Origin of the sequence: Corynebacterium sp. BF-R-2 (genome assembly GCF_024586525.1) — a bacterium.
Classification (GTDB): Bacteria; Actinomycetota; Actinomycetes; order Mycobacteriales; family Mycobacteriaceae; genus Corynebacterium; species Corynebacterium singulare.
Genome location: NZ_JAMFTP010000003.1, coordinates 14,975 through 33,803, shown reverse-complemented (window position 1 = coordinate 33,803; position 18,829 = coordinate 14,975). Strand labels below are relative to the sequence as shown.

At 62.0% G+C, this 18,829-nt stretch carries 19 protein-coding genes; 11 read left to right on the top strand and 8 right to left on the bottom strand.

The features are described from left to right. The gene (locus M5J09_RS02360) at positions 1 to 1,242 is read left to right on the top strand and encodes a geranylgeranyl reductase family protein (protein ID WP_306557998.1); all 1,242 of its coding nucleotides are present in this window, start codon (positions 1 to 3) and stop codon (positions 1,240 to 1,242) included. Here M5J09_RS02360 and M5J09_RS02355 read toward each other — a convergent pair. From M5J09_RS02355 to M5J09_RS02325, 7 genes are read right to left on the bottom strand one after another with little or no spacing between them, the layout of a single operon-like run. Beyond that, positions 1,239 to 1,928: a demethylmenaquinone methyltransferase gene (locus M5J09_RS02355; RefSeq protein ID WP_042533029.1), complete on the bottom strand. Its 690-nt coding sequence runs from the start codon at positions 1,926 to 1,928 to the stop codon at positions 1,239 to 1,241. The two genes, M5J09_RS02360 and M5J09_RS02355, sit on opposite strands and share 4 nt — an antisense overlap. Positions 1,929 to 1,939: 11 nt before the next feature. Further along, a complete protein-coding gene (locus M5J09_RS02350) occupies positions 1,940 to 3,139 on the bottom strand; it encodes a glycosyltransferase family 1 protein (RefSeq protein ID WP_239180455.1) in 1,200 nt (399 codons plus the stop codon). A gap of 8 nt (positions 3,140 to 3,147) precedes the next feature. Continuing rightward, the gene (locus tag M5J09_RS02345) at positions 3,148 to 3,558 is read right to left on the bottom strand and encodes a DUF3592 domain-containing protein (RefSeq protein ID WP_257156947.1); all 411 of its coding nucleotides are present in this window, start codon (positions 3,556 to 3,558) and stop codon (positions 3,148 to 3,150) included. 34 nt (positions 3,559 to 3,592) lie between these two features. Next, complete coding sequence (menD, locus tag M5J09_RS02340) at positions 3,593 to 5,230, bottom strand: 2-succinyl-5-enolpyruvyl-6-hydroxy-3-cyclohexene-1-carboxylic-acid synthase (RefSeq protein WP_257156946.1); 1,638 nt, start codon at positions 5,228 to 5,230, stop codon at positions 3,593 to 3,595. A gap of 10 nt (positions 5,231 to 5,240) precedes the next feature. Further along, positions 5,241 to 5,837, bottom strand: a complete 597-nt coding sequence (locus M5J09_RS02335) for a hypothetical protein (RefSeq protein ID WP_257156839.1) — start codon at positions 5,835 to 5,837, stop codon at positions 5,241 to 5,243. A gap of 5 nt (positions 5,838 to 5,842) precedes the next feature. Beyond that, positions 5,843 to 8,197: an excinuclease ABC subunit UvrA gene (locus M5J09_RS02330; RefSeq protein WP_257156838.1), complete on the bottom strand. Its 2,355-nt coding sequence runs from the start codon at positions 8,195 to 8,197 to the stop codon at positions 5,843 to 5,845. Between the two features lie 48 nt (positions 8,198 to 8,245). Continuing rightward, a complete protein-coding gene (locus tag M5J09_RS02325; RefSeq protein WP_374982094.1) occupies positions 8,246 to 9,265 on the bottom strand; it encodes an o-succinylbenzoate synthase in 1,020 nt (339 codons plus the stop codon). 87 nt (positions 9,266 to 9,352) lie between these two features. Here M5J09_RS02325 and dcuC point away from each other — a divergent pair, with 87 nt between their 5' ends. From dcuC to menE, 10 genes are all read left to right on the top strand, one after another. Further along, positions 9,353 to 10,762, top strand: coding sequence for a C4-dicarboxylate transporter DcuC (gene dcuC, locus M5J09_RS02320; protein WP_042529203.1), 1,410 nt, complete (start codon positions 9,353 to 9,355; stop codon positions 10,760 to 10,762). Positions 10,763 to 11,031: 269 nt separating this feature from the next. Then, entirely contained in the window at positions 11,032 to 11,493 is a 462-nt protein-coding gene (locus M5J09_RS02315) for a DIP1984 family protein (protein WP_042529201.1), read from the top strand. A 340-nt stretch (positions 11,494 to 11,833) separates the two neighbouring features. After that, entirely contained in the window at positions 11,834 to 12,814 is a 981-nt protein-coding gene (locus M5J09_RS02310; protein ID WP_257156836.1) for a 1,4-dihydroxy-2-naphthoyl-CoA synthase, read from the top strand. A gap of 103 nt (positions 12,815 to 12,917) precedes the next feature. Continuing rightward, a complete protein-coding gene (locus M5J09_RS02305) occupies positions 12,918 to 13,136 on the top strand; it encodes a hypothetical protein (protein WP_039673551.1) in 219 nt (72 codons plus the stop codon). A gap of 84 nt (positions 13,137 to 13,220) precedes the next feature. Continuing rightward, positions 13,221 to 13,379 carry a hypothetical protein gene (locus M5J09_RS02300; protein WP_257156950.1) on the top strand — a complete coding sequence of 53 codons (159 nt, stop codon included), beginning with the start codon at positions 13,221 to 13,223 and terminating at the stop codon, positions 13,377 to 13,379. Positions 13,380 to 13,513: 134 nt separating this feature from the next. Beyond that, positions 13,514 to 14,650, top strand: a complete 1,137-nt coding sequence (locus M5J09_RS02295; protein ID WP_374982092.1) for a metal ABC transporter substrate-binding protein — start codon at positions 13,514 to 13,516, stop codon at positions 14,648 to 14,650. Further along, positions 14,650 to 15,351 carry a metal ABC transporter ATP-binding protein gene (locus M5J09_RS02290; RefSeq protein WP_257156835.1) on the top strand — a complete coding sequence of 234 codons (702 nt, stop codon included), beginning with the start codon at positions 14,650 to 14,652 and terminating at the stop codon, positions 15,349 to 15,351. The genes M5J09_RS02295 and M5J09_RS02290 overlap by 1 nt, the downstream gene beginning before the upstream one ends. After that, positions 15,348 to 16,166 carry a metal ABC transporter permease gene (locus tag M5J09_RS02285; protein WP_257156834.1) on the top strand — a complete coding sequence of 273 codons (819 nt, stop codon included), beginning with the start codon at positions 15,348 to 15,350 and terminating at the stop codon, positions 16,164 to 16,166. The genes M5J09_RS02290 and M5J09_RS02285 overlap by 4 nt, the downstream gene beginning before the upstream one ends. Then, positions 16,163 to 16,984 (top strand): metal ABC transporter permease, encoded by an 822-nt coding sequence (locus M5J09_RS02280; RefSeq protein WP_257156833.1) that lies wholly within the window; start codon positions 16,163 to 16,165, stop codon positions 16,982 to 16,984. The genes M5J09_RS02285 and M5J09_RS02280 overlap by 4 nt, the downstream gene beginning before the upstream one ends. Positions 16,985 to 16,990: 6 nt before the next feature. Continuing rightward, complete coding sequence (menE, locus tag M5J09_RS02275; protein WP_257156832.1) at positions 16,991 to 18,133, top strand: o-succinylbenzoate--CoA ligase; 1,143 nt, start codon at positions 16,991 to 16,993, stop codon at positions 18,131 to 18,133. Here menE and M5J09_RS02270 read toward each other — a convergent pair. Next, the gene (locus M5J09_RS02270; RefSeq protein ID WP_257156831.1) at positions 18,130 to 18,804 is read right to left on the bottom strand and encodes a metal-dependent transcriptional regulator; all 675 of its coding nucleotides are present in this window, start codon (positions 18,802 to 18,804) and stop codon (positions 18,130 to 18,132) included. The genes menE and M5J09_RS02270 overlap by 4 nt on opposite strands. Between the last annotated feature and the right edge of the window lie 25 nt (positions 18,805 to 18,829).

The following is an 18,829-nucleotide window of genomic DNA, read 5'->3' as shown; positions in this document are numbered from 1 at the left end:
ATGATAGTCCCCATGTCGGAGCAGATCGATTCCACCCTTGTAGACGTTGCCGTTGTTGGCGCGGGCCCCGCTGGCGCTGCCGCCGCGATCCATGCCGCGCATGCAGGTTTTGACACGCTGCTGATCGATTCCTCCCCCTTCCCCCGCGATAAAACCTGCGGCGATGGCCTCACCCCGCGTGCTGTGCACCAGTTGGATCTTCTGGGTGTTGAAGTCAACGCCACCTACCGCAATCGGGGGCTCAAGCTACACGGATTTGGCGGGACAGTAACCGCACCTTGGCCGGCAACCTATCCTTCACGGGAAGGCACAGCGCTGCCTCGCTATGAGTTTGATGCACTGCTTGTCGCCGTTGCCCGGGACGCCGGCGCACGCCTCCTCACAGGCACAGCGACAACCCCGGTACTGGAAGGAAACCGTCTCGTTTCCTTTGACGTCGACAAGCAGCGCATCACCGCACAGTGGGTCATCGTGGCCGACGGCGTGCGCTCCACGTTTGGCAAGCAGCTGGGACGCACGTGGCACCGCGACGAGGTGTATGGCATTGCTGCCCGCGCCTATGCAGCCTCCCCACACGATGGCGAGGAGTGGGTGCATTCCCATGTCGAGCTCAAGGATCCTGACGGCGTTGTGCAGCCAGGCTACGGGTGGATCTTCCCCTTGGGCCAGCACGTCAATATCGGTCTCGGCGCGCTGTCAACGGCCACGCGTCCCGCCCATCTCAACACGAAGAAGGCCCTTCACTTCTATGCCGAGCAGCAGCGAAGCGAGTGGGGGTTGGGCGAGCTTAGCAACGTCACGTCCGCGATGCTGCCCATGGGAGGAGCCGTGTCCGGCGTCGCCGGCGCCAATTGGATGCTTATCGGTGATGCAGCTGCCTGCGTCAACCCACTCAACGGTGAAGGCATTGACTATGGGCTCGAAACAGCCGCCATGGCCGTGGAGATGCTGGGGACGAAGGACGTCACATTAGCCTGGCCGGATCGACTCCGTGCGGAATACGGCGAGGCTTTCCTCTTAGCGCGCACAGCCGCACGCCTGCTCACCTACCCGCAATTCCTTCCACTCGCCGGACCTGTAGCGATGCGCGGTCCTGTCGGCCGCATGCTCATGCCCGCTGCCGCACGACTCATGGGCAATCTCATCACCGACGAAGACCGGGACCTCGTCGCCCGCGCCTGGCGCCTAGCCGGGGGTGCAGTGTCGGCGCTGCGCCGCGACACTCCCCTCTGGGATGCTTAAGCAGGTTTGACGGCGGAGTGCAAAGCCACGATGCCGAAGGTCAAGTTGCGCCAGCCTGCCTGCGTCCAGCCGTTGCGATTAATCGCCGCTGCAAGCTCGTGCTGCTCTGGCCACGCACGAATGGACTCCGCCAGGTAAATGTAGGCCTCCGGGTTGGAGGAGACGACCTGTGCAATCGGCGGCAGCAGGCGAGTCAAGTATTCCTTGTACACGGTGCCGAATACCGGGATGACTGGCTTGGAAAACTCCGCCACGGCGAGGCGCCCACCGGGCTTGGTCACGCGTGCCATCTCACGCAGACCTAGCTCGAAGTCGTGGATATTGCGCAGGCCATAGGAGATGGTCACCGCATCAAAGGTGTTGTCCGCAAAAGGCAGACGCATGCCGTCGCCAGCAACCTTGGGCACATCACGGCCTTCACCTGCTGCAAGCATGCCGCGAGAGAAATCACAGGCCACGCACCACGCACCGGACTTGGCCAGTTCGACGGTAGACACCGCCGTTCCGGCGGCAAGGTCCAGGACCTTCTCCCCCGGCTTCAGGTCAAGCCTCTCGCGGGTCAGGCGGCGCCACCGCGCGTCTTGGCCAAAAGACAGCACCGTGTTGGTGATGTCATACTTCTTGCCCACCGCGTCAAACATGCGCGCAACATCGAAGGGCTTTTTCTCCAGATCTGCCTTAGACACAAAAGCCAAGTCTAGGCTACGCGCGCGCCCAAAGCGCGAGCGGCCCAGCGCGGTAGCTCAGGCCGCTGGCCAAAGATGGTCAGCGGCACCTCGCGAACATCCTCCAAGACTTCCTCGTAGTAGCCCACCAGCTGCTCACACAGCGCCGGCCAGGTCTTGGAAGAAATGGACTCGCGGGCATTCTCACGCAGTTCCTGGTGGATCTCTGGGTTGAGTAGAGCATCGACGGCAGTGGGGAGGTCGTCGACGAACGTTGGAACGTCGAGAAGCAGCCCGTTGTAGCCTTCCTCAATAAGATCCACCGGTCCGCCCGCGCGGGGCCCAATGGTGGGTACACCCGAGGCCTGCGCCTCCTGGATAGCCTGGCAGAACGTCTCAAACTCTCCCGCATGAACAAACACATCGAGGGAGGCATACGCCGCAGCCAACTCCTCACCGCTCAAGGCTCCAGTGAAGACCGCAGTGGGAAGCTGGGCCTCGAGCAGCGGACGCTCCGGACCATCCCCCACAATGACGAGCTGGATATCATCACGCCCGTTCAGCGCGGATAGACGGTGCACGCCTTTCTCGGCGGCGAGGCGGCCAACGAAGCCCACGATTTTCCTGCGGCCAGTCGGATCCCACTCGCGGCGCAGCGCAGCCGAGCGCTTCGAAGGGTGGAAGCGCTCCGAATCGACACCACGGCCCCAGTGGCGCACGTTCTTGATGTGGTGCTTTTCCAAGTCAGCGATGGTGAGCGAGGAGGGGGCAAGCGTCATCTGGCAGGCGTTGTGAATGGTGCGCAGCCACTCCCACACGCCATAGGCCAACGCGGAGGCGTGATACTTGGTGGCAAATCCCGCTACATCAGTCTGGTAGAGCGCCACGGCCGGAATCCGTTGCTGGCGGGCAGAGAACGCTCCCGCCGCGCCGAGGACGAATGGGCTGGCCAAGTGGATAATGTCCGGCTTGAATTCACGAAGGGCCTCATCCACAGCAGTGGTGGGCACCCCAACAGGTAAAGAATCCACCAGTGGCACTCGCACGGTAGGGACACGAACAATGCTAAACCCCAGGTAATCAGGGATCTCCTCCTGGCCATCACGGGCGCCAGGAGCAATAACGATGGCCTCATGACCGTGCTCGTGAAGGTACTCGAGCACGCGCAGCACGGAGTTCGTTACTCCATTGACGTTAGGCAGGAAGGATTCTGCGACGATGGCTACACGCATGCGCCCCATCATTCCTTGTCTTTGTTCTCCTCTGGTAACGCCCGTGCAAAGTTTCGGTTAATTTTTCCGCTTCCCCACCAGCATGCACCCGCGATGAGGGTCGCCACAGCCGCTGAGGACAGGGCCGGAATCACCGATAGCGTCCACTCGCGGCCTTCGACTTTCACGAGGTCAGGGTTATTTTTAGCGTAGAGCACCCATACCTGTTGACCCTCGCCCAACCCGGTGGGATAAAGCAGACCGGTCGTCGGGGTGTGGTAGATGCCCTCACCATCTTGGAAGTCGACGAAGGTGCGCAAGCGGCCCACATCCGTCACCGTGGCCAGCGCTCGCCCGGGATTCGCGGTAATGGTGCGGTCATTGAGAAAAGGCCCAAGGACCATGCCGGCCATCCCCACCAGGGCGGCAGCATAGAGCATCAGGATGAGCTGGCGCACCCGCCGTCGCGTCACGTTACTGACCCACCTTGGCCGCCAGTGCCTCCTGCAGCGCACGCCGCGAGGAGCGCGTGGTGTGGGCCTCAACCACGGTGATACCGGTGGAGTATTCCTTGAGCTCCGCGAGGACGTCGAGAAGCTCCTGCGCCGTGCTCACCTCACGATGCTCAGCACCGCAGGCTTCTGCAAGCTTAGCGACGCCCACCCCATGCGGCGTCCCAAACGCCTTCTCAAAGGAGGGGCGCAGCGCCTCACTGCCTTGCTCAAGCAGCTCGAAAATACCGCCGCCGTTGTCATTGGCCACGACGATGGTGAGGTTCTCCGGGCGAGGATTGTCTTCGGGGAGGATGAGGGAGGTGGCGTCGTGGAGGAAGGTGACATCACCCATGAGCGCCACGGTGCGCGGTGCGCGGGGCGCATCTGCCTCACGAGATTGCGTGGCCACGGCGATGCCGATGGCCTGCGCAACGGTGCCATCAATACCGGCAGCACCACGCGGCGAATAGGTCTCCACACCATCAAAAGGAAGGCCGATAAGCGAGGCATCCCGAACGGGGTTCGACGCCCCCAACACCAGAATGTCTCCGACGGACAAGGTATCCCCCACCGCAGCCGCAACGTGCAGACCAGTGAAGCCAATCTCAGAGTCCGTGACCTCCTCACCCGTGGTCTCCGCAAGCACCTCGCGGACCGCGTCTGCTGCCATCTGGGCCGCGCCTTCACAAATCTTCATCCACTCACGCGTAGGCTCGCCGCTGGTCTTGACTGTGGTGCCTAACTGTGCGGACTCACCGCGCGGGTTGGTGAAATCCTCCGTGCGGGACAGGCAAATGAGGTCGATATCGGGATCACTGAGCAATGCCACAACCCCGCGATGCAAGGTGGGATGCCCCACGACGATGACCTGCTCCACCTTGGTGTTGACCACGTAGTCATTGGCGGAGACCTGCGCACGGCGGAAAAGGTGCGCCGCGGCGGGATGCACTGGGTGGTAAGGCGCGGGGGCGGTGGGTTCAGCAATCGTCGGCACGTCTTCGAGGCCCTCAACCTCCCAGGCCTCGTCGCCCGCGACGACCAGCGTGTTGCGGCTCAGATCCACAGCCACCTCGCCATGGTTAGACCAGCGCGGGGTACGCGCGCGGTGCTGCGTGACATCGTTCGGCTCACCCGGAAGCTCCTCGCCTACCAGAGGCACGTCAAGCGCCACGTTGATGTGCACCTGCCGGTCAGCGAGGAAACGCTCCGCGATGAGTGGAACATCAGCAGCACTGTCCACCTGGGTGGTCTGTGCGTATACGCCGAAGATGCCCTGCTGTTCAATGGTCTGGGACGCTCCCGTGCCCACCATACGAGCAGGACGGTCCGCGCTGATGACGGCAAACGGCGTGTGCGAGTAATGTGCTTCCACCATCGCCGGTAGAGCGTTGGCCACCGCGGTGCCCGAGGTCATGACTATGCCGACGTGGCGACGCTGCACCCGCGCCAACCCCAGAGCAGCGAAGGCAGCGGAACGCTCATCCAGACGGGTGTGCACACGCACATCAGACCGTGCGAGGAGCGCCAGCGACAACGGCGCGTTGCGCGAGCCTGGGCACAGGACCACGTCCGTGAGGTGGCGCGACAGCTGCGCGGCAAGAACTTGAGCAAGCTCCATCGATTCAGGGTTAGACACTATCCGCCCCGCTGTTTGTCTCGAGCCCACCAAAGAGCTCATTGAGCAGATCTTCCAAGTCATCGCCGCCCTGATCCAGCTGGTCCTGCAGCTCCGGCGGAAGGTCGGTGGGCAAATCCGTCGGGAGCTCCGGCGGCATCTCGTCGCGCGGTGCATCCTCCGTGGTGGTCACCGTTGTGGGAACCTCCGTAGTCACGGTCTGCGTGTGGGTTACCGGCTCTGGGGCAGGCTTATTGGCCTCCTCGGCTGCACCGCGCCACAGGAAGAAAAGCACACCGGCGATGACGACGGCAATGGCTGCGATGGCTGCGAAGACATAGGCCAATGCTCCGCTGCCGCCCTTCTTCGGTTCCTCGACGGTGTAGCTGGAAGGAACCGGATCGTACTGCGCCTGCTGGTAGGGCTGCTCGTATTCCGATGAGTTCTGTGAACCAGGCTCTGGGAAGTACTGCTGGGGGCGCTGCGGTGGTTGCTGGCGGGGCTGCTGATGGTTGCTACCCGCCTGAGGTGCGCCAAATTGGCGCGTTTCGTTGTCACCGGTGACGCGGCCAAACTGGCGCGTCTCGTTCTCACCATTGTTGTTGGTCATGGAATTCACCTTATCGTGCGTTCCTGCCGCGTGCCTACGCCGCTCAGTACCGCGCCCGTCGGTGTGTCACCCGCGGAGACCTCGGCCGGCGCGCCGTCCGCCACAATCTCACCGCCCTCAACACCGGAGCCTGGGCCCATCTCGATGACGCGGTCCGCTCCGGCGATGAGGCCGAGGTCATGGTCCACGGCAACAACGGTGTGGGAAGCATCCACCAGAGAGTGCAGCTCCGTGATCAGCAGCTCGATATCGGCCGGGTGGAGGCCGGTCGTTGGCTCGTCCAGCAGGTAAACGGTGTGCCCACGGCGGGAATTGCGAGAGCGTTGCAGCTCCGTGGCGAGCTTGATGCGCTGCGCTTCACCACCGGAGAGCTCCGGGGCACCTTGGCCTAGGCGCAGGTAACCCAATCCGACTGCGTCAAGGGTCTGCACAGCGTGGAGGATCGGCGCCTCATCAGCAAAGACGTCGAGGGCTTCTTCCACGGTGAGGTCAAGGATGTCCGCGATGGTGTAGCCATTCCAGCGGATGGACAGGGTGTCCTCGTTATAGCGCTTGCCGTGGCAGTCCGGGCACTGGGTGTAGGAGCCGGGGAGGAAGACGAGCTCAACCTCGATTTGTCCGGCGCCTCCACACGTAGGGCACTGGCCCTGCTTGACGTTGTAGGAAAAGCGGGAGACGGTCCACTTCTTTTCCTTGGCCTCAGGCGTGGACGCAAAAAGCTTGCGCACATTGTCAAAAAGGTTGGTGTACGTCGCCACCGTGGAGCGTGGCGTGCGGCCGATGGGCTTTTGCGTAATGGATACCACGCGCTTGACGGCCTTCGGACTGTCATCTCCTGCAAGGGTGTCATCGAGCACGTGCAGCAGAGTCGACTTACCGGAGCCAGAAAGGCCGGTCAGTACTGTGAATTGGCCCAGGCCAAAGTTCACATCGAGGCCATCGATGTTGTTCGAGCGTACGTTGCGAAGTTCGACTGCGCCATGCGCTTCACGCGGCTCACCGTTGGGATCTGGGTGCGGGCGTGCCAAGGCGCGGGCTGTGGGGGTGTCTGCGTCGTAATCCGCAACGGGACCTGAATAGACCACTTCGCCGCCGCGCTCCCCGGCGCGCGGTCCAACGTCAATGAGCCAATCTGCATGCTTCACCAGGTTCATATCGTGCTCTACCAGCAGGACGGAGTTACCTTCATCGATGAAACGGCGGCAGATATCCAGCACTGCATCACGCTCTGCCGGGTGGAGGCCCGCGGACGGCTCATCGAGCACATACGTGACACCAAAGAGACCGGAGCGCAGCTGCGCCGCTAGGCGTAGACGCTGCACTTCGCCTGCAGACAACGTGTCTGTGGGACGATCCAGGCTGAGGTGTCCTAGGCCCAGCTCAAGGGCGGACTCCAAGGCCGGGCGAATGGTCTTGAGCAACAGGTCCTCAGCATCATTCGGTTGTGGGGAGCGCGTGGTGAGGAGTTCGAGGGCATCCGCTAGCGGAAGGCTATTGAAGGCGTCGATAGGCAAGCCCGCATACGTCACCTTGAGGGCCCGCGGGTTAAGACGGCGGCCATCACACGTGGTGCATTTATGGGATTCCATGTAGCTGAGCGTGCGGGCGCGAAGAGTGTCGGAGTTCGTCTCCGCGAAGGTTTTACGCAGGTAGGACGCTACCGACCGCCATGTTCCTTTGTAGTTACGCTGGATCTGATCCTCACCGCGGTGGGGCTTGACCGTGACAACTGGACGCTCCTCCGTAAAAAGGATCCAGTCGCGATCTTTCTGTGGCAGGTCTTCCCACGGCGAGTCGAGGTCGTAGCCTAGTTCTTCCAGGATGTCGTGGAAGTTCTTACCGGCCCAGGCGCCGGGCCAGGCGGCAATGGCGCCATCTTCAATACTCAAGCTGGGGTCCGGCACCATGGATGCTTCCGTGGGCTCGTGTACTACACCGGTACCTTGGCACTCGGGGCACATACCCTCCGGAGTATTCGGGGAGAAGGAATCAGAATAAAGGCCCTCAGGGTTCTCGCCGCAGCGCGAATACAGCAAGCGCACCGAGTTGGAGATAGCGGAAATCGTACCCACGGTGGAGCGAGCACCACCCGTCGAGGCTGACTGCTGCAACGCCACTGTTGGCGGCAGACCATCGATGCGTCCGACCTGCGGATCGACGGCCGAAGCAATAAGACGCCGGGCAAAAGGCGCCACGGACTCTAGGTAGCGCCGCTGGCCCTCGCCGTGGATGGTGCCGAAAGCAAGGGAGGACTTACCTGAACCGGACACACCGGTGACAGCTACGAGCTTGCCGCGTGGCAGGTCCACATCAACGTTACGGAGGTTGTGCAGGTGTGCATCTCTCACAGAAACGGTCATGTCAACCAGCCTACGCCCCGGCCCAGACATCGACCGTGAGGTGCGAGTTTATAAGTATGACCAGCACTGTCGTACGCGTTCAAACCACCAGTCACGCCGATCATCCGGTGCGGCCAACGCCGCAAGACGAGCTGGGTCGGGGGTGAGAGCTTCGGCGCGGAGGTGGCCGTCGATAAGCTCGCGCGGCGCGGTGACATCTTCTAGGAACAATGACCCCGTGGCTAGCCCCGCGGCAGCTGGGGTGACGTCAATGTCCTCATCATCATAAATCTGCGGCAGGGCGGCGACGGCGGCAAGACCCATGGAAATCCCCACAGAGGTATCCAAAGCAGAAGCCACCGTGATGTCCATATGGCGCTCCCGCAGGTGCTTAGCCACCTCGAGGACCTTGCGCACGCCGCCGAGAGGCGCGGGCTTGACCACCGCAACGTCTGCTGCCTGCAGCTCCGCGACACGGTACGGGTCACTGGCCTTGCGGATGGACTCATCGGCCGCAACCCGTACGAAAATCCCTGCGCGCATGAGCTGGCGGCGCACCTCCGCCAGCTCCTCGACGCTCGCGCACGGCTGCTCCATGTAATCCAGAGGCATGAGTTCCTTCGCCGCAGTAACAGCTTCCTCGACGCTCCAGCCACAGTTGGCGTCCACGCGCAGGACGGGGACACGGCCCTGAGCCTCAATGTGGGCACGCACCGCAGCGACGCGCGCGATGTCATCCTCCAGTGTCTGACCTTTCTCAGCGACCTTGATCTTAAACGTACGGCAGCCGGGGTAGCGCGCCATCACGTCGGGCACCTGCTCCGCGGGGATAGCGGGGATAGTGCCGTTGACCTCGATCAGCTCACGCACGGGTTCGGGGAAGCCCTCGTAGGCAGCTTCGATACCAGCCGCGAGCCATCGCGCGGACTCCTCTGGTCCGTACTCAAGGAAGGGAGCGAATTCACCCCAGCCGTGAGGGCCTTCGATAAGCAGTGCTTCCCGCGTGGTGATGCCGCGGAATTTCACGGCGAGCGGCAAGGACACCACGTGGGCGCGGTCGAGGAGATCATCAATCTGCATGGCGCCCATCGTACGTGCGGGGTTAAATGCGACAGATGGCACGGGTGGTGTTAGGTTAGAAAAGTAATTGGTTATAACCAGAAGAAAGATCTTCAGATGCTTTATCTTCTCATCGCACTGTTGGCCATCGCCGCAGTTGTTTATCTTATTTACAAGAAGGTCCACGCAGCGGCCTCCATCTTTGCCGTCGGCGTTGTTCTGCTCATGCTCGCTGCACTTACCGGACGCGCGGAATTCCGCACCACCGAGATTGAAGCGACTGGCAACGCCTTCTATGACCAGCTGCTTGTTGTTGACGCACTGTTTAAGTCGCGTTTCTCTGGCATCGGCATGGCCATTATGGTGCTCTTCGGCTTCGTCTCCTACATGCGACACATCGGTGCCGACGCGAAAACCGTCGTTGTACTTTCCGCCCCACTGAAGCGCTTCAAAGGCTCCTACTGGCTCGTACCTGTGGGCTTTATCCTGGGCACCCTCCTCTCGCTGGTGATCCCTTCAGCCGCCGCGCTCTCCCTACTCCTCGTGGCTACTCTCCTCCCGGCACTCATCGCCGCCGGGCTAACCCCGCTGACCGTGGGTGCCATCGTGGTCACCTCCTCCACCATCGTGCCTACCCCGCTGGAGGCCGGCCTTATTCAAGGCGCAGATTTGACGAACATGACCCCCACGGAGTTCGTATACGGCGCCGTCGCACACGCCACGGTGCCCACGCTCCTTATCACGGCTTTTGTCCACATGTGGTGGCAGCGCCGCTGTGACAAGGTGGACGCTCGCAAGGCCATTGATTCCGGCGCAGTCAGCGCTGACTCCCTGAGTGATAAAGCCACGGAGGAAGCCATCGCGCGTGCTGCCGCCCTGCCAGGTTTCTACGCAATCCTGCCGCTCATGCCGCTGCTGCTCATCATCATCTCTGCCATCCTCAAGCAGATGGGCATCATCCCGTTTGAGGGCGGCATCCTCCCTGTCACCGTGGTCTCCCTCTTCATCGCGATGATCATCGAGTCCATCCGCAACCGCACCGTCACCGGCGCCGTGGACTCCATGGCCACCTTCTTCAAGGGCATGGGTGAGGGCGCAGCAGGCGTTGTGGCCCTGCTGGTCGCCGCCGCAGTCCTCGTGGAGGGCATCACGCAGATGGGTGTGATCGACATGCTTATCGACGCCACCGAGGGCTCCTCCGGTGCAGCCGTCCTCATCGTCCTTATCTTCGTGGCCTCCACGGCCGCAATGGCCGCCCTGACCGGTTCCGGTACCGCACCCTACTTCGCCTTCTCTGAGGTGGTACCGAACCTGGCCTCGCAAACCTCCATCCATGCCCCGCAGATGCTCACCGCTATTTGGGGTACCTCCAACCTCATGCGCCAGGTCTCCCCGGTGAACGCCGCCGTGCTCATCGTCTCCGGCGCCATCAAGGTCAACCCCATCCAACTGGTTAAGCGCACCTCCGTGCCGATGATCGTGGCAACCATCCTCAACACGCTGTTTGCGTTCATGTTTATTGGGTAGTGACTTCCCTCTTTGTTCGGGCCCAGCGACAACCGCTGGGTCTCGGTACGTTTTGGTAAATAGGGCTCCCCAAACCCGAACATTTCCGAGCTTATTTACGAAAACGTACCAACCAATCTGGCACAACGTACACAACGATCAAATAAGGCCCTGGGTTTTCGCAATTTTGGGGCACTATTTGTTAAAACCGTCACGGCTCCAAGGTGCAGCCTCCTGTCTGCCGTACAATTGCTGAGACAAACAATTCCATTAAGGGAAAAGGAGGGACCATGCTACTTGCTGAAGCCTTGGCTGAGCGCGCCCAAGCGCAGGAGCGCCTCAACTCTTTGAAGGACCGCCTCGCGGCGACTGTCCGCGTGCAGGAGGGTGACGAGCCTGATGAGAACCCCACGGATCTTCTCCGCGAGCTCGAGGGCGTGACCACCCGCATTGATGAGCTCGTCATCGCCATTAACGCCACCAACACGGCCACGGCTTTCGATGAGGAGCGCTCGCTCATGGAGGCGCTGGCACTTCGTGATGGCCTTCTGCGCAAACGCCGCATTTACCAGGGCCTGGCCGAGCAGGCCGGGGCACGCCACGACCGTTACTCCCGCTCGGAGATCAAGTTCGTGGCCACCGTTCCGGTACCGAGGCTGCGCGAGCGCGCCGACGACCTGGCCCGCCAGTACCGCGAGCTGGATACCCGCATCCAGCAGCTGAACTGGAATACCGAACTCATAACTAAATAAGGTCTGCCGCTTATGTGCGCCGCACTCTAGCGGCACATAGTCATGTCGCGTACTTCGCACGCGACGGTAGCCCACACTTTCCGCAGCGAGCGCAACCCTTCTGGGCAGGGAAAGCCCAGTGCTTCTCAGGCGCCTTTATAGCGCACGAAGGCAGGGAGGTTCGACTCCGTCCCACTGTATGGTGTACCGCGCTTGTACGGATTACACGTGTACATTGCCGGGAATTGCCCGCAGTATTGAGTATTGTTTATCACCGCCGCGCTGGGCGGAGAGTGTGGGTGAGGGTTGGGAATGGGGACTATACTTCCGGCGCGCTGCTTTCCAATTAAGCTGGTGTGCCATGAGCGAGCAGAAAAATTACAGCACCGATAATCCTTTCAAGCCGGAACTCTGGCGGACTGTAGAGGGCTTTGAGGACCTCACGGATATCACCTACCACCGACTCATCAGTGATGGGCCGCAGCCTAAGCGCAAGGACGGCATCGTCCGCATCGCTTTCGACCGTCCGGAAGTCCGCAATGCCTTCCGCCCGCACACGGTGGATGAGCTCTACCGCGCGCTCGACCATGCGCGCCGCACCCCGGACGTCGGCACGGTGCTGCTCACCGGCAACGGCCCATCGGAGAAGGACGGCGGCTGGGCATTTTGTTCCGGTGGTGACCAGCGTATCCGCGGTCGCTCCGGGTACCGCTACGCCACCGAGCATGCACACGATGACGCTACTGCAGACGAATCCACGGTGGACACCGCCCGCGAGAAGGTCGAAGGCGGGCGCCTACACATCCTGGAGGTCCAGCGCCTCATCCGTACCATGCCCAAGGTTGTCATCGCCGTGGTGAACGGATGGGCCGCTGGTGGCGGACACTCGCTGCACGTGGTGTGCGATATGACCATTGCCTCCCGCCAGGAAGCTCGCTTTAAGCAGACTGACGCCGACGTCGGATCCTTCGATGCCGGCTATGGCTCCGCCTACCTGGCCAAGATGGTGGGCCAGAAGTACGCCCGCGAGATTTTCTTCTTGGGCCGCACCTACGACGCGCAGCGCATGTATGAGATGGGCGCGGTCAACGAAGTAGTTGATCACACCGAGCTGGAGGACGCCGCCATCCAGATGGGGCGCGAGATCAACATGAAGTCCCCCACCGCCCAGCGCATGCTCAAGTTCGCGTTCAACCTCACCGATGACGGCCTCATGGGTCAGCAGGTCTTCGCCGGTGAAGCCACACGCTTGGCCTACATGACCGACGAAGCCGTCGAGGGCAAGGAGTCCTTCCTGGAAAAGCGCGAACCCAACTGGGATGACTTCCCGTACTACTACTAGGTCTCCATCGAGAGCTCGTGCCTTCTCTTCCACCCGAAAGATAAAACGAGGGTAATATCCGGGACAGTTAACACCAGTAACTATAGCTCCCACGGAGGCAACCTTGACCACGGAGAAAATCAATCAGATAACCCGCCCAATCGGACTTGTCCTCTGCCTAATCCTCTTGGTTTCCCTGCGGCACTTTACCGAATGGTCATGGCTGCTACGGGCGGGCGTCGCCGTTGGCGCAACCATCGCCGCCATGCTGGTGCTGATTTTTGTCCTAGGTTGCTTCTCCACGGAAGAAGACACCCCCGAGACACACGAGGCCACTTCTTAAAGCTCAAGCCAGTAGGGAGGGCAGGTAGGTACCTGCCAGCTATCCTAATTACCACCAATCACCTTCACCCAGGGAGAGCCTGAAGTGATGTATTTCGCCATTGTCCTCGCGGCCATCGCACTCATTGCTGTCATTGCATCACGCGTGTGGATGCTCCGCCGCATCCAGCAAGCCCAGAGGGACGGCGAGCGCCCCTTCGATCAGGAGGATGAGCTCATCAACCCTTACGAGCACCGCGGTTAAGTAGCCCTTAGTGTCCAGGTGTAGACACTTTCACTCTTCTGAGTTCAGCGTATTGAACTTTTCAATTCATAGCGTTAGTCTCTTTGTGATGCATCGTTGAATTTTATTTACTTCGACCTCTAAGGAGACCTCTCGTGTCTATTCATCGCCGCACCAAGCGCGCCGCGCTCATCGCTCTTGCCGGGGGCACCGCGGTGGCGTTGTCAGCCTGCAGCACTTCTGCTAACTCTGCCGACAACTCCGCCAACGCCGCTGACTCTGACACCATCACGGCCGTTGCCACCACCACCCAGATCTGTGACTACCTCACCCACATCGCCGAAGGTGGTCTCACTCTGGAAAAGACGGATGCCCAAGGAGAGAAAACCACCTCGGGCGACGGTGATACCACCCTGGATCTCACCTGCTTGCTCGCCCCGAATGCCAGCGCCCACGAGCACGAGATGACTCCGAACCAGATGCAGGCTCTCGCCCAGGCGGACTACCTCTTTACCAACGGCGTTGACCTCGAGCACTTCCTGGATCAAGCCATTGCCTCCTCCGGGTTCCACGGCACTATGGCTGTGACCTCCGGTGTGAAAAACTCCGGTGACGCCCCCGAAGGTATCAAGGTGAAGGAAGGCTCCCACCGCATCGACGTCAAGCCCTGGCCGTTTGCTGGAGAGGACGGCGAAGAACCAGAATTTAGCCACGATCCACACGTGTGGACCTCCCCTAAGCAGGCAAAAATCCAGGTAGAGAATATCGTCGAAGAGCTGGCCACGAAGGCTCCGTCTGTGAAGGAAGCCGGCGCAAGTTACGAAAAACAGCTGGACGATCTGGATGCGTGGGCCGCTCAGTCCCTGGCTGACATTCCGCGCGAGGATCGCGTTTTGTTCACCTCACACGATGCCTTCGGCTACTTTGCCAACGCCTACGATGTCACTTTCATCGGTTCGGCGTTGAGTGACTTCAACAACCAACAAGACGCCACCGCCTCCCACATCGATGAGGCAGCGCGCACCGTGCGTGAATCTGGCGCCAAGGCCATCTTCGCGGAGAACTCTAATAACTCTAAGTCCATCGAGGCTATTGCGCGCGCCGCTGGCGTGAAGGCCATTACCGCCGAGGATGCCTTGTACGGAGACTCCCTGGGTATTCCGGGCAGCGCGGGCGAGACCTACATTGGTTCCCTCATCCACAACGTCTCCACCCTGGTCACCGCCTGGGGCGGCAAGCCGGCTGAGCTGCCGGAATCCCTTTCTGAGTTCGACTCCGCCCTCGCGCAGTAATGGATTCCATACTGAGGCTTCACAACGCCTCCTGTTCTTATGGCTCTGTCCAGATCCTCAGCGGGGTCAACCTGGACGTTAAGGCGGGGCAGGCAGTTGCGCTCCTAGGTTCCAATGGCGCAGGTAAGTCCACCCTGTTCAAATCCATCGTGGGTCTGGCCTCATTGCGCGGACTTGAAACTCCGCGCCCACGTTTGGGTTATGTGCCGCAGCACCAAGACACCGATCCCACTTTTCCCGTCACCGCGTATCACGTGGTGGAGATGGGCATGCTGAGAAGCGCTTCTTGGTGGCAGCGCGCGCTATCCATGCGCAAATTCCGCCCCCAGATCATGGAAGCACTCGAGCAGGTGGGGCTGGCGGATATCGCCACCACTCGCTTTGGTGAGCTCTCCGGCGGTCAACGCCAACGCGTCCTCATCGCTCGCGCGCTGGTATCAGATCCGCAGCTGCTGCTTTTGGACGAACCTTTCAACGGCCTCGACCAAACCAGCCGCGAGGTTTTGCTCGACACCATCACGAGATTGAAAAAGCACGGCGTGGCCCTGCTGATCTCCACGCACGATCCGATTTTGGCCCAGCGCACCTGCGATTGGGCTGGGCTCATTGCTGATGGCACGCTCATCCGCATGAATACCGAGGACGCCGTGGAGAGCTACGCCCAAGCCACGTCGTTCCTGCGGGAGGAGATTAGCCAATGATGCTGTTACTCACCGCACCTTATCTCCAGCGTGCGCTCGTCTTCCTCCTTATTTTGTCCATCGCGGGTGCAGTGGTCAGTGTGGTGGTCAACCTGCGCCGTATGGAGTTCACTGTCGAGGCCACCGTGCACTCGATTTTCCCTGGAATCGTCGTTGGCCTTGCCCTCGGCGGTATTGCCGGCATTCTTCCTGGTGCAGCTCTAGTGGGCGCGGTAACCGTCGCTGTTTTCGTGGCACTGAATGCGCGCCAGGGCGGGAGCTCGGATGCCGGCACAGCGGTAGTGCTGACCTCGATGTATGGGCTTGGCGTGGTGATCAGCTTGCGGCACGGTGATACGTCCGGGCAGCTCGAGGCCCTCATGTTTGGCCGCTTGCTCGACCTCACTGCGACCCGCCTCTACCCTGCTGCTGCCTTCTGTATTCTTGCTGCTTTGATCCTGGCGGTAACGTGGCGCTACCAGGTTGCCGTGGCCTTTGACCCCGTCGCAGCCGCCGCCCACGGCATTCCAGTCACTGCGGTCACGGTGGCAGCTCACGCGGCTGTGGCCATGGTGGTGGTCGCGGCGTCAGCGGCCGTTGGTGTCTTGCTGGTCTTAAGCTTCCTCGTTATTCCTGGTCTTGCCGCGCGGCTTGTAGCTCGCGGGCCCGGAAGCATGTGCTTGATCGCTGCCGTACTTTCGACTGTGGCGGTACTAGCCGGCTTTCTGGCGATGCTCTCGCAGACCTCCCACCAGCTCTCCCCGCAGGCTATGGTGAGCCTCGCCCTGACGCTCACGCTGATTCCTGCGCTGATTATGCAGAGGAGGGTGCAGTGACGCTAGCAGATCCCAGCATCCTCGCCCTACCCGTGGCCGAGGCACTCGCCGTGGGCTGCTTGGCTGGGCTTGTGGGGGCCTTCGTGGTGCTCGACCGCCGAGTATTTTTTGCGGAAAGCCTCTCGCACGGCATCTTCCCCGGCGCGGTGCTTGGCGTTGTGGGAGCAACCTTCCTGGGCGCGCATGCCACCTCCGGACTCATGGTGGGTGCTGCGTTGGGATGTATCCCGCTTATAGTGCTCACACGAGCCCTCAGCGGGGTGCGGGGCGTTAGCGCCTCGGCCGCCGCGGGAGTCACACTGACCGTGGGTTATGCCTTAGGTATTGTCCTACTCCGGTGGTTCCAGCCCCTGCCCATTCGCGTGGATACCTTCTTGGTCGGCTCCCTAACCACGGTGGATTCCCGCGATGTCACAGTGGCAGTAGCGCTGCTCATTGCCTGCCTGGTCATTTTGGTGCCGTTGCGGCGCCAGCTCATCGCCACCGCCTTCGACGCTGATTCGGTTCGTGCTTCGAACGGGCCAGCGCGGCTGTGCGAGTACGTGGTGCTCGGGGCGGCTACCGCCACCATGGTGGCGCTTGTTCCCGCGGTGGGTACCATTTTGTCCCTCGCGCTGCTCGTGGCACCGGCGGCAGGCTTGCGCTGCTGGGTTGCCAGCCCAGGACACCTCCTCGCAGGCTCGGCACTGGTGGGAGTGGTTCTCGCTACAGGTGGTCTGGCCGCGGCGGTCATCTTTGATCTTTCCGCCGGCGGCACCATCGCCGTATTGGCGGGCGTGTTCTACGTGGGAAGTGCCGTGTTCCGCACGCTACGCTAGCTACCTGTGACTCACATCCTCGCCCCTCTCGCCGTCAACAAGCGCAACCCCGCCGCCATCCTCCCCGATTTGGAAGCGGCCATCGCCGGGCAGTCCACCTTCCTGCCCGTTCCGGCGGAGGACCGTACCCGCACGGAGCTGCTTCGCAACCACATGCGGTCTGGCGCGCCAATTGATTCCTCCATTGCCCTCGTTGTCGCCACCTCCGGATCCACGGGCACGCCGAAGGGCGCACAGCTGACCGCGGCGAACCTCGTGGCCAGCGCGGATGCCACCCACCAGGTGCTCGGCGGTACCGGCCAGTGGTTGCTCGCCATGCCGGCCCACCACATCGCCGGTATCCAGGTATTGGTGCGTTCCCTGGTCGCGGGCGTCGATCCGCTCTGCCTGGACCTGTCAGATGGTTTCTCCATCCCCGCCTTCGCCCGCGCGGCCCACAAGCTCGCCGCCACCGGGGACCGCTCCTATACGGGCCTGACCCCGATGCAGTTGGCCAAGGCCATGGACTCTCTCGAGGGCATCGAGGCCCTGCGCACCTTCGATGCCATCCTCGTCGGCGGTGCCGCCACGCACCCGCAGCTTCTCGACGCCGCCGTGAAGCTCCGCATCACCGTGGTCACCACCTACGGGTCCTCGGAAACCGCCGGCGGCTGCGTCTACAGCGGCACGCCCATTCCGGGCGCCCGCGTGCGTATCGGGGAGGACGGCCGCATCCTCCTGGGCGGCCCCATGATTGCGCAGGGCTACCGCAATGTGGATTCCTCGGCCTTTAGTGTCGATGATTCCGGTACCTCGTGGTTCGCCACCTCAGACGCCGGGGCGTTTGTCGGAAACACGCTGAACGTCACCGGGCGCCTCGACGCCATCATCAACTCCGGCGGCCTCAAGCTCCACCCGGAGCAGCTCGAGCAGCACATCCTGCGCGTCCCCGGTGTGGAGGCCGCCTGCGTCGTGGGCATTCCGGATCCGCGTCTGGGCCAGATGATTGTCGCCGCCTACAGCGGCTGGGCCTCCCGTGCCGATATCCTCGAAGCGCTCGATGATCTCCCCCGCTGGCAGGTACCGAAGGATCTGCGCCGCCTGGATGCGCTTCCCACCATCGGTCCGGGCAAGGTGGACCGCCAGGCGGTGGCCGGCCTATTTAGCTAGGCACCGGGGGCTGTGCGAACGGTGACATCCCGCGCGGCGACCTCCGCTAGCGAGAACTCGTCCGCGCCGTGGCGGACTTCCACCAGGCCCGCGATGCGTGCGGTGACGACGACCTCATCACCCACGTCGACGCCGCACCGATCGAGATAGCGCAGAAGCTCCGGGTCCTCGTCGCAGACGCGCTCGATGATCAGGGGAACACCGACAGGCGCGCGATCAAGCGTGTCTCCCTCCAACACATCGATGACACCCTGGGCATTCGGGATGGGATCGCCGTGCGGATCGCGGGTAGGCGAGCCCAAGTGCGCGTCGAGGCGCTCGATGAAGAGATCGGAGCACGCATGCTCCAACAAATCCGCGTCCGCGTGAACCTCATCCCACGAATATCCCAGCTCCTGCACCAGGAAGGTCTCCAGCAGCCGGTGACGGCGTACCATGCCCATGGCCAGGGCCGTGCCTTCCTCAGTCAACGTCACGCCGGCGTAGCGCTCGTGGTTAACCAGCCCCTGGGTTGCCAGGCGCTTGATCGCCTCGGAGGCCGTGGGCACCTTCTGCCCTGTTCGCTGCGCAATCTGCTTGAGCGGAACCGCCTCCCCGCCCAGATGCTCGGACAGATCCCACAGGACCTTGAGGTAGTCCTGGGTGCGCTCGGGCAGGTCGTGGAGAAGCATGTCCACCATTCTATCCGGCCCTATA

Excerpts from the sequence above, each read along its gene's own strand:
- M5J09_RS02360 (WP_306557998.1), top strand. The coding sequence starts at position 1 with ATGATAGTCCCCATGTCGGAGCAGATCGATTCCACCCTTGTAGACGTT.
- M5J09_RS02350 (WP_239180455.1), bottom strand. The coding sequence starts at position 3,139 with ATGCGTGTAGCCATCGTCGCAGAATCCTTCCTGCCTAACGTCAATGGA.
- M5J09_RS02345 (WP_257156947.1), bottom strand. The coding sequence starts at position 3,558 with ATGCTCTATGCTGCCGCCCTGGTGGGGATGGCCGGCATGGTCCTTGGG.
- menD (WP_257156946.1), bottom strand. The coding sequence starts at position 5,230 with ATGGAGCTTGCTCAAGTTCTTGCCGCGCAGCTGTCGCGCCACCTCACG.
- M5J09_RS02335 (WP_257156839.1), bottom strand. The coding sequence starts at position 5,837 with ATGACCAACAACAATGGTGAGAACGAGACGCGCCAGTTTGGCCGCGTC.
- M5J09_RS02330 (WP_257156838.1), bottom strand. The coding sequence starts at position 8,197 with ATGACCGTTTCTGTGAGAGATGCACACCTGCACAACCTCCGTAACGTT.
- M5J09_RS02325 (WP_374982094.1), bottom strand. The coding sequence starts at position 9,265 with ATGGGCGCCATGCAGATTGATGATCTCCTCGACCGCGCCCACGTGGTG.
- dcuC (WP_042529203.1), top strand. The coding sequence starts at position 9,353 with ATGCTTTATCTTCTCATCGCACTGTTGGCCATCGCCGCAGTTGTTTAT.
- M5J09_RS02315 (WP_042529201.1), top strand. The coding sequence starts at position 11,032 with ATGCTACTTGCTGAAGCCTTGGCTGAGCGCGCCCAAGCGCAGGAGCGC.
- M5J09_RS02310 (WP_257156836.1), top strand. The coding sequence starts at position 11,834 with ATGAGCGAGCAGAAAAATTACAGCACCGATAATCCTTTCAAGCCGGAA.
- M5J09_RS02290 (WP_257156835.1), top strand. The coding sequence starts at position 14,650 with ATGGATTCCATACTGAGGCTTCACAACGCCTCCTGTTCTTATGGCTCT.
- M5J09_RS02285 (WP_257156834.1), top strand. The coding sequence starts at position 15,348 with ATGATGCTGTTACTCACCGCACCTTATCTCCAGCGTGCGCTCGTCTTC.
- M5J09_RS02270 (WP_257156831.1), bottom strand. The coding sequence starts at position 18,804 with ATGCTTCTCCACGACCTGCCCGAGCGCACCCAGGACTACCTCAAGGTC.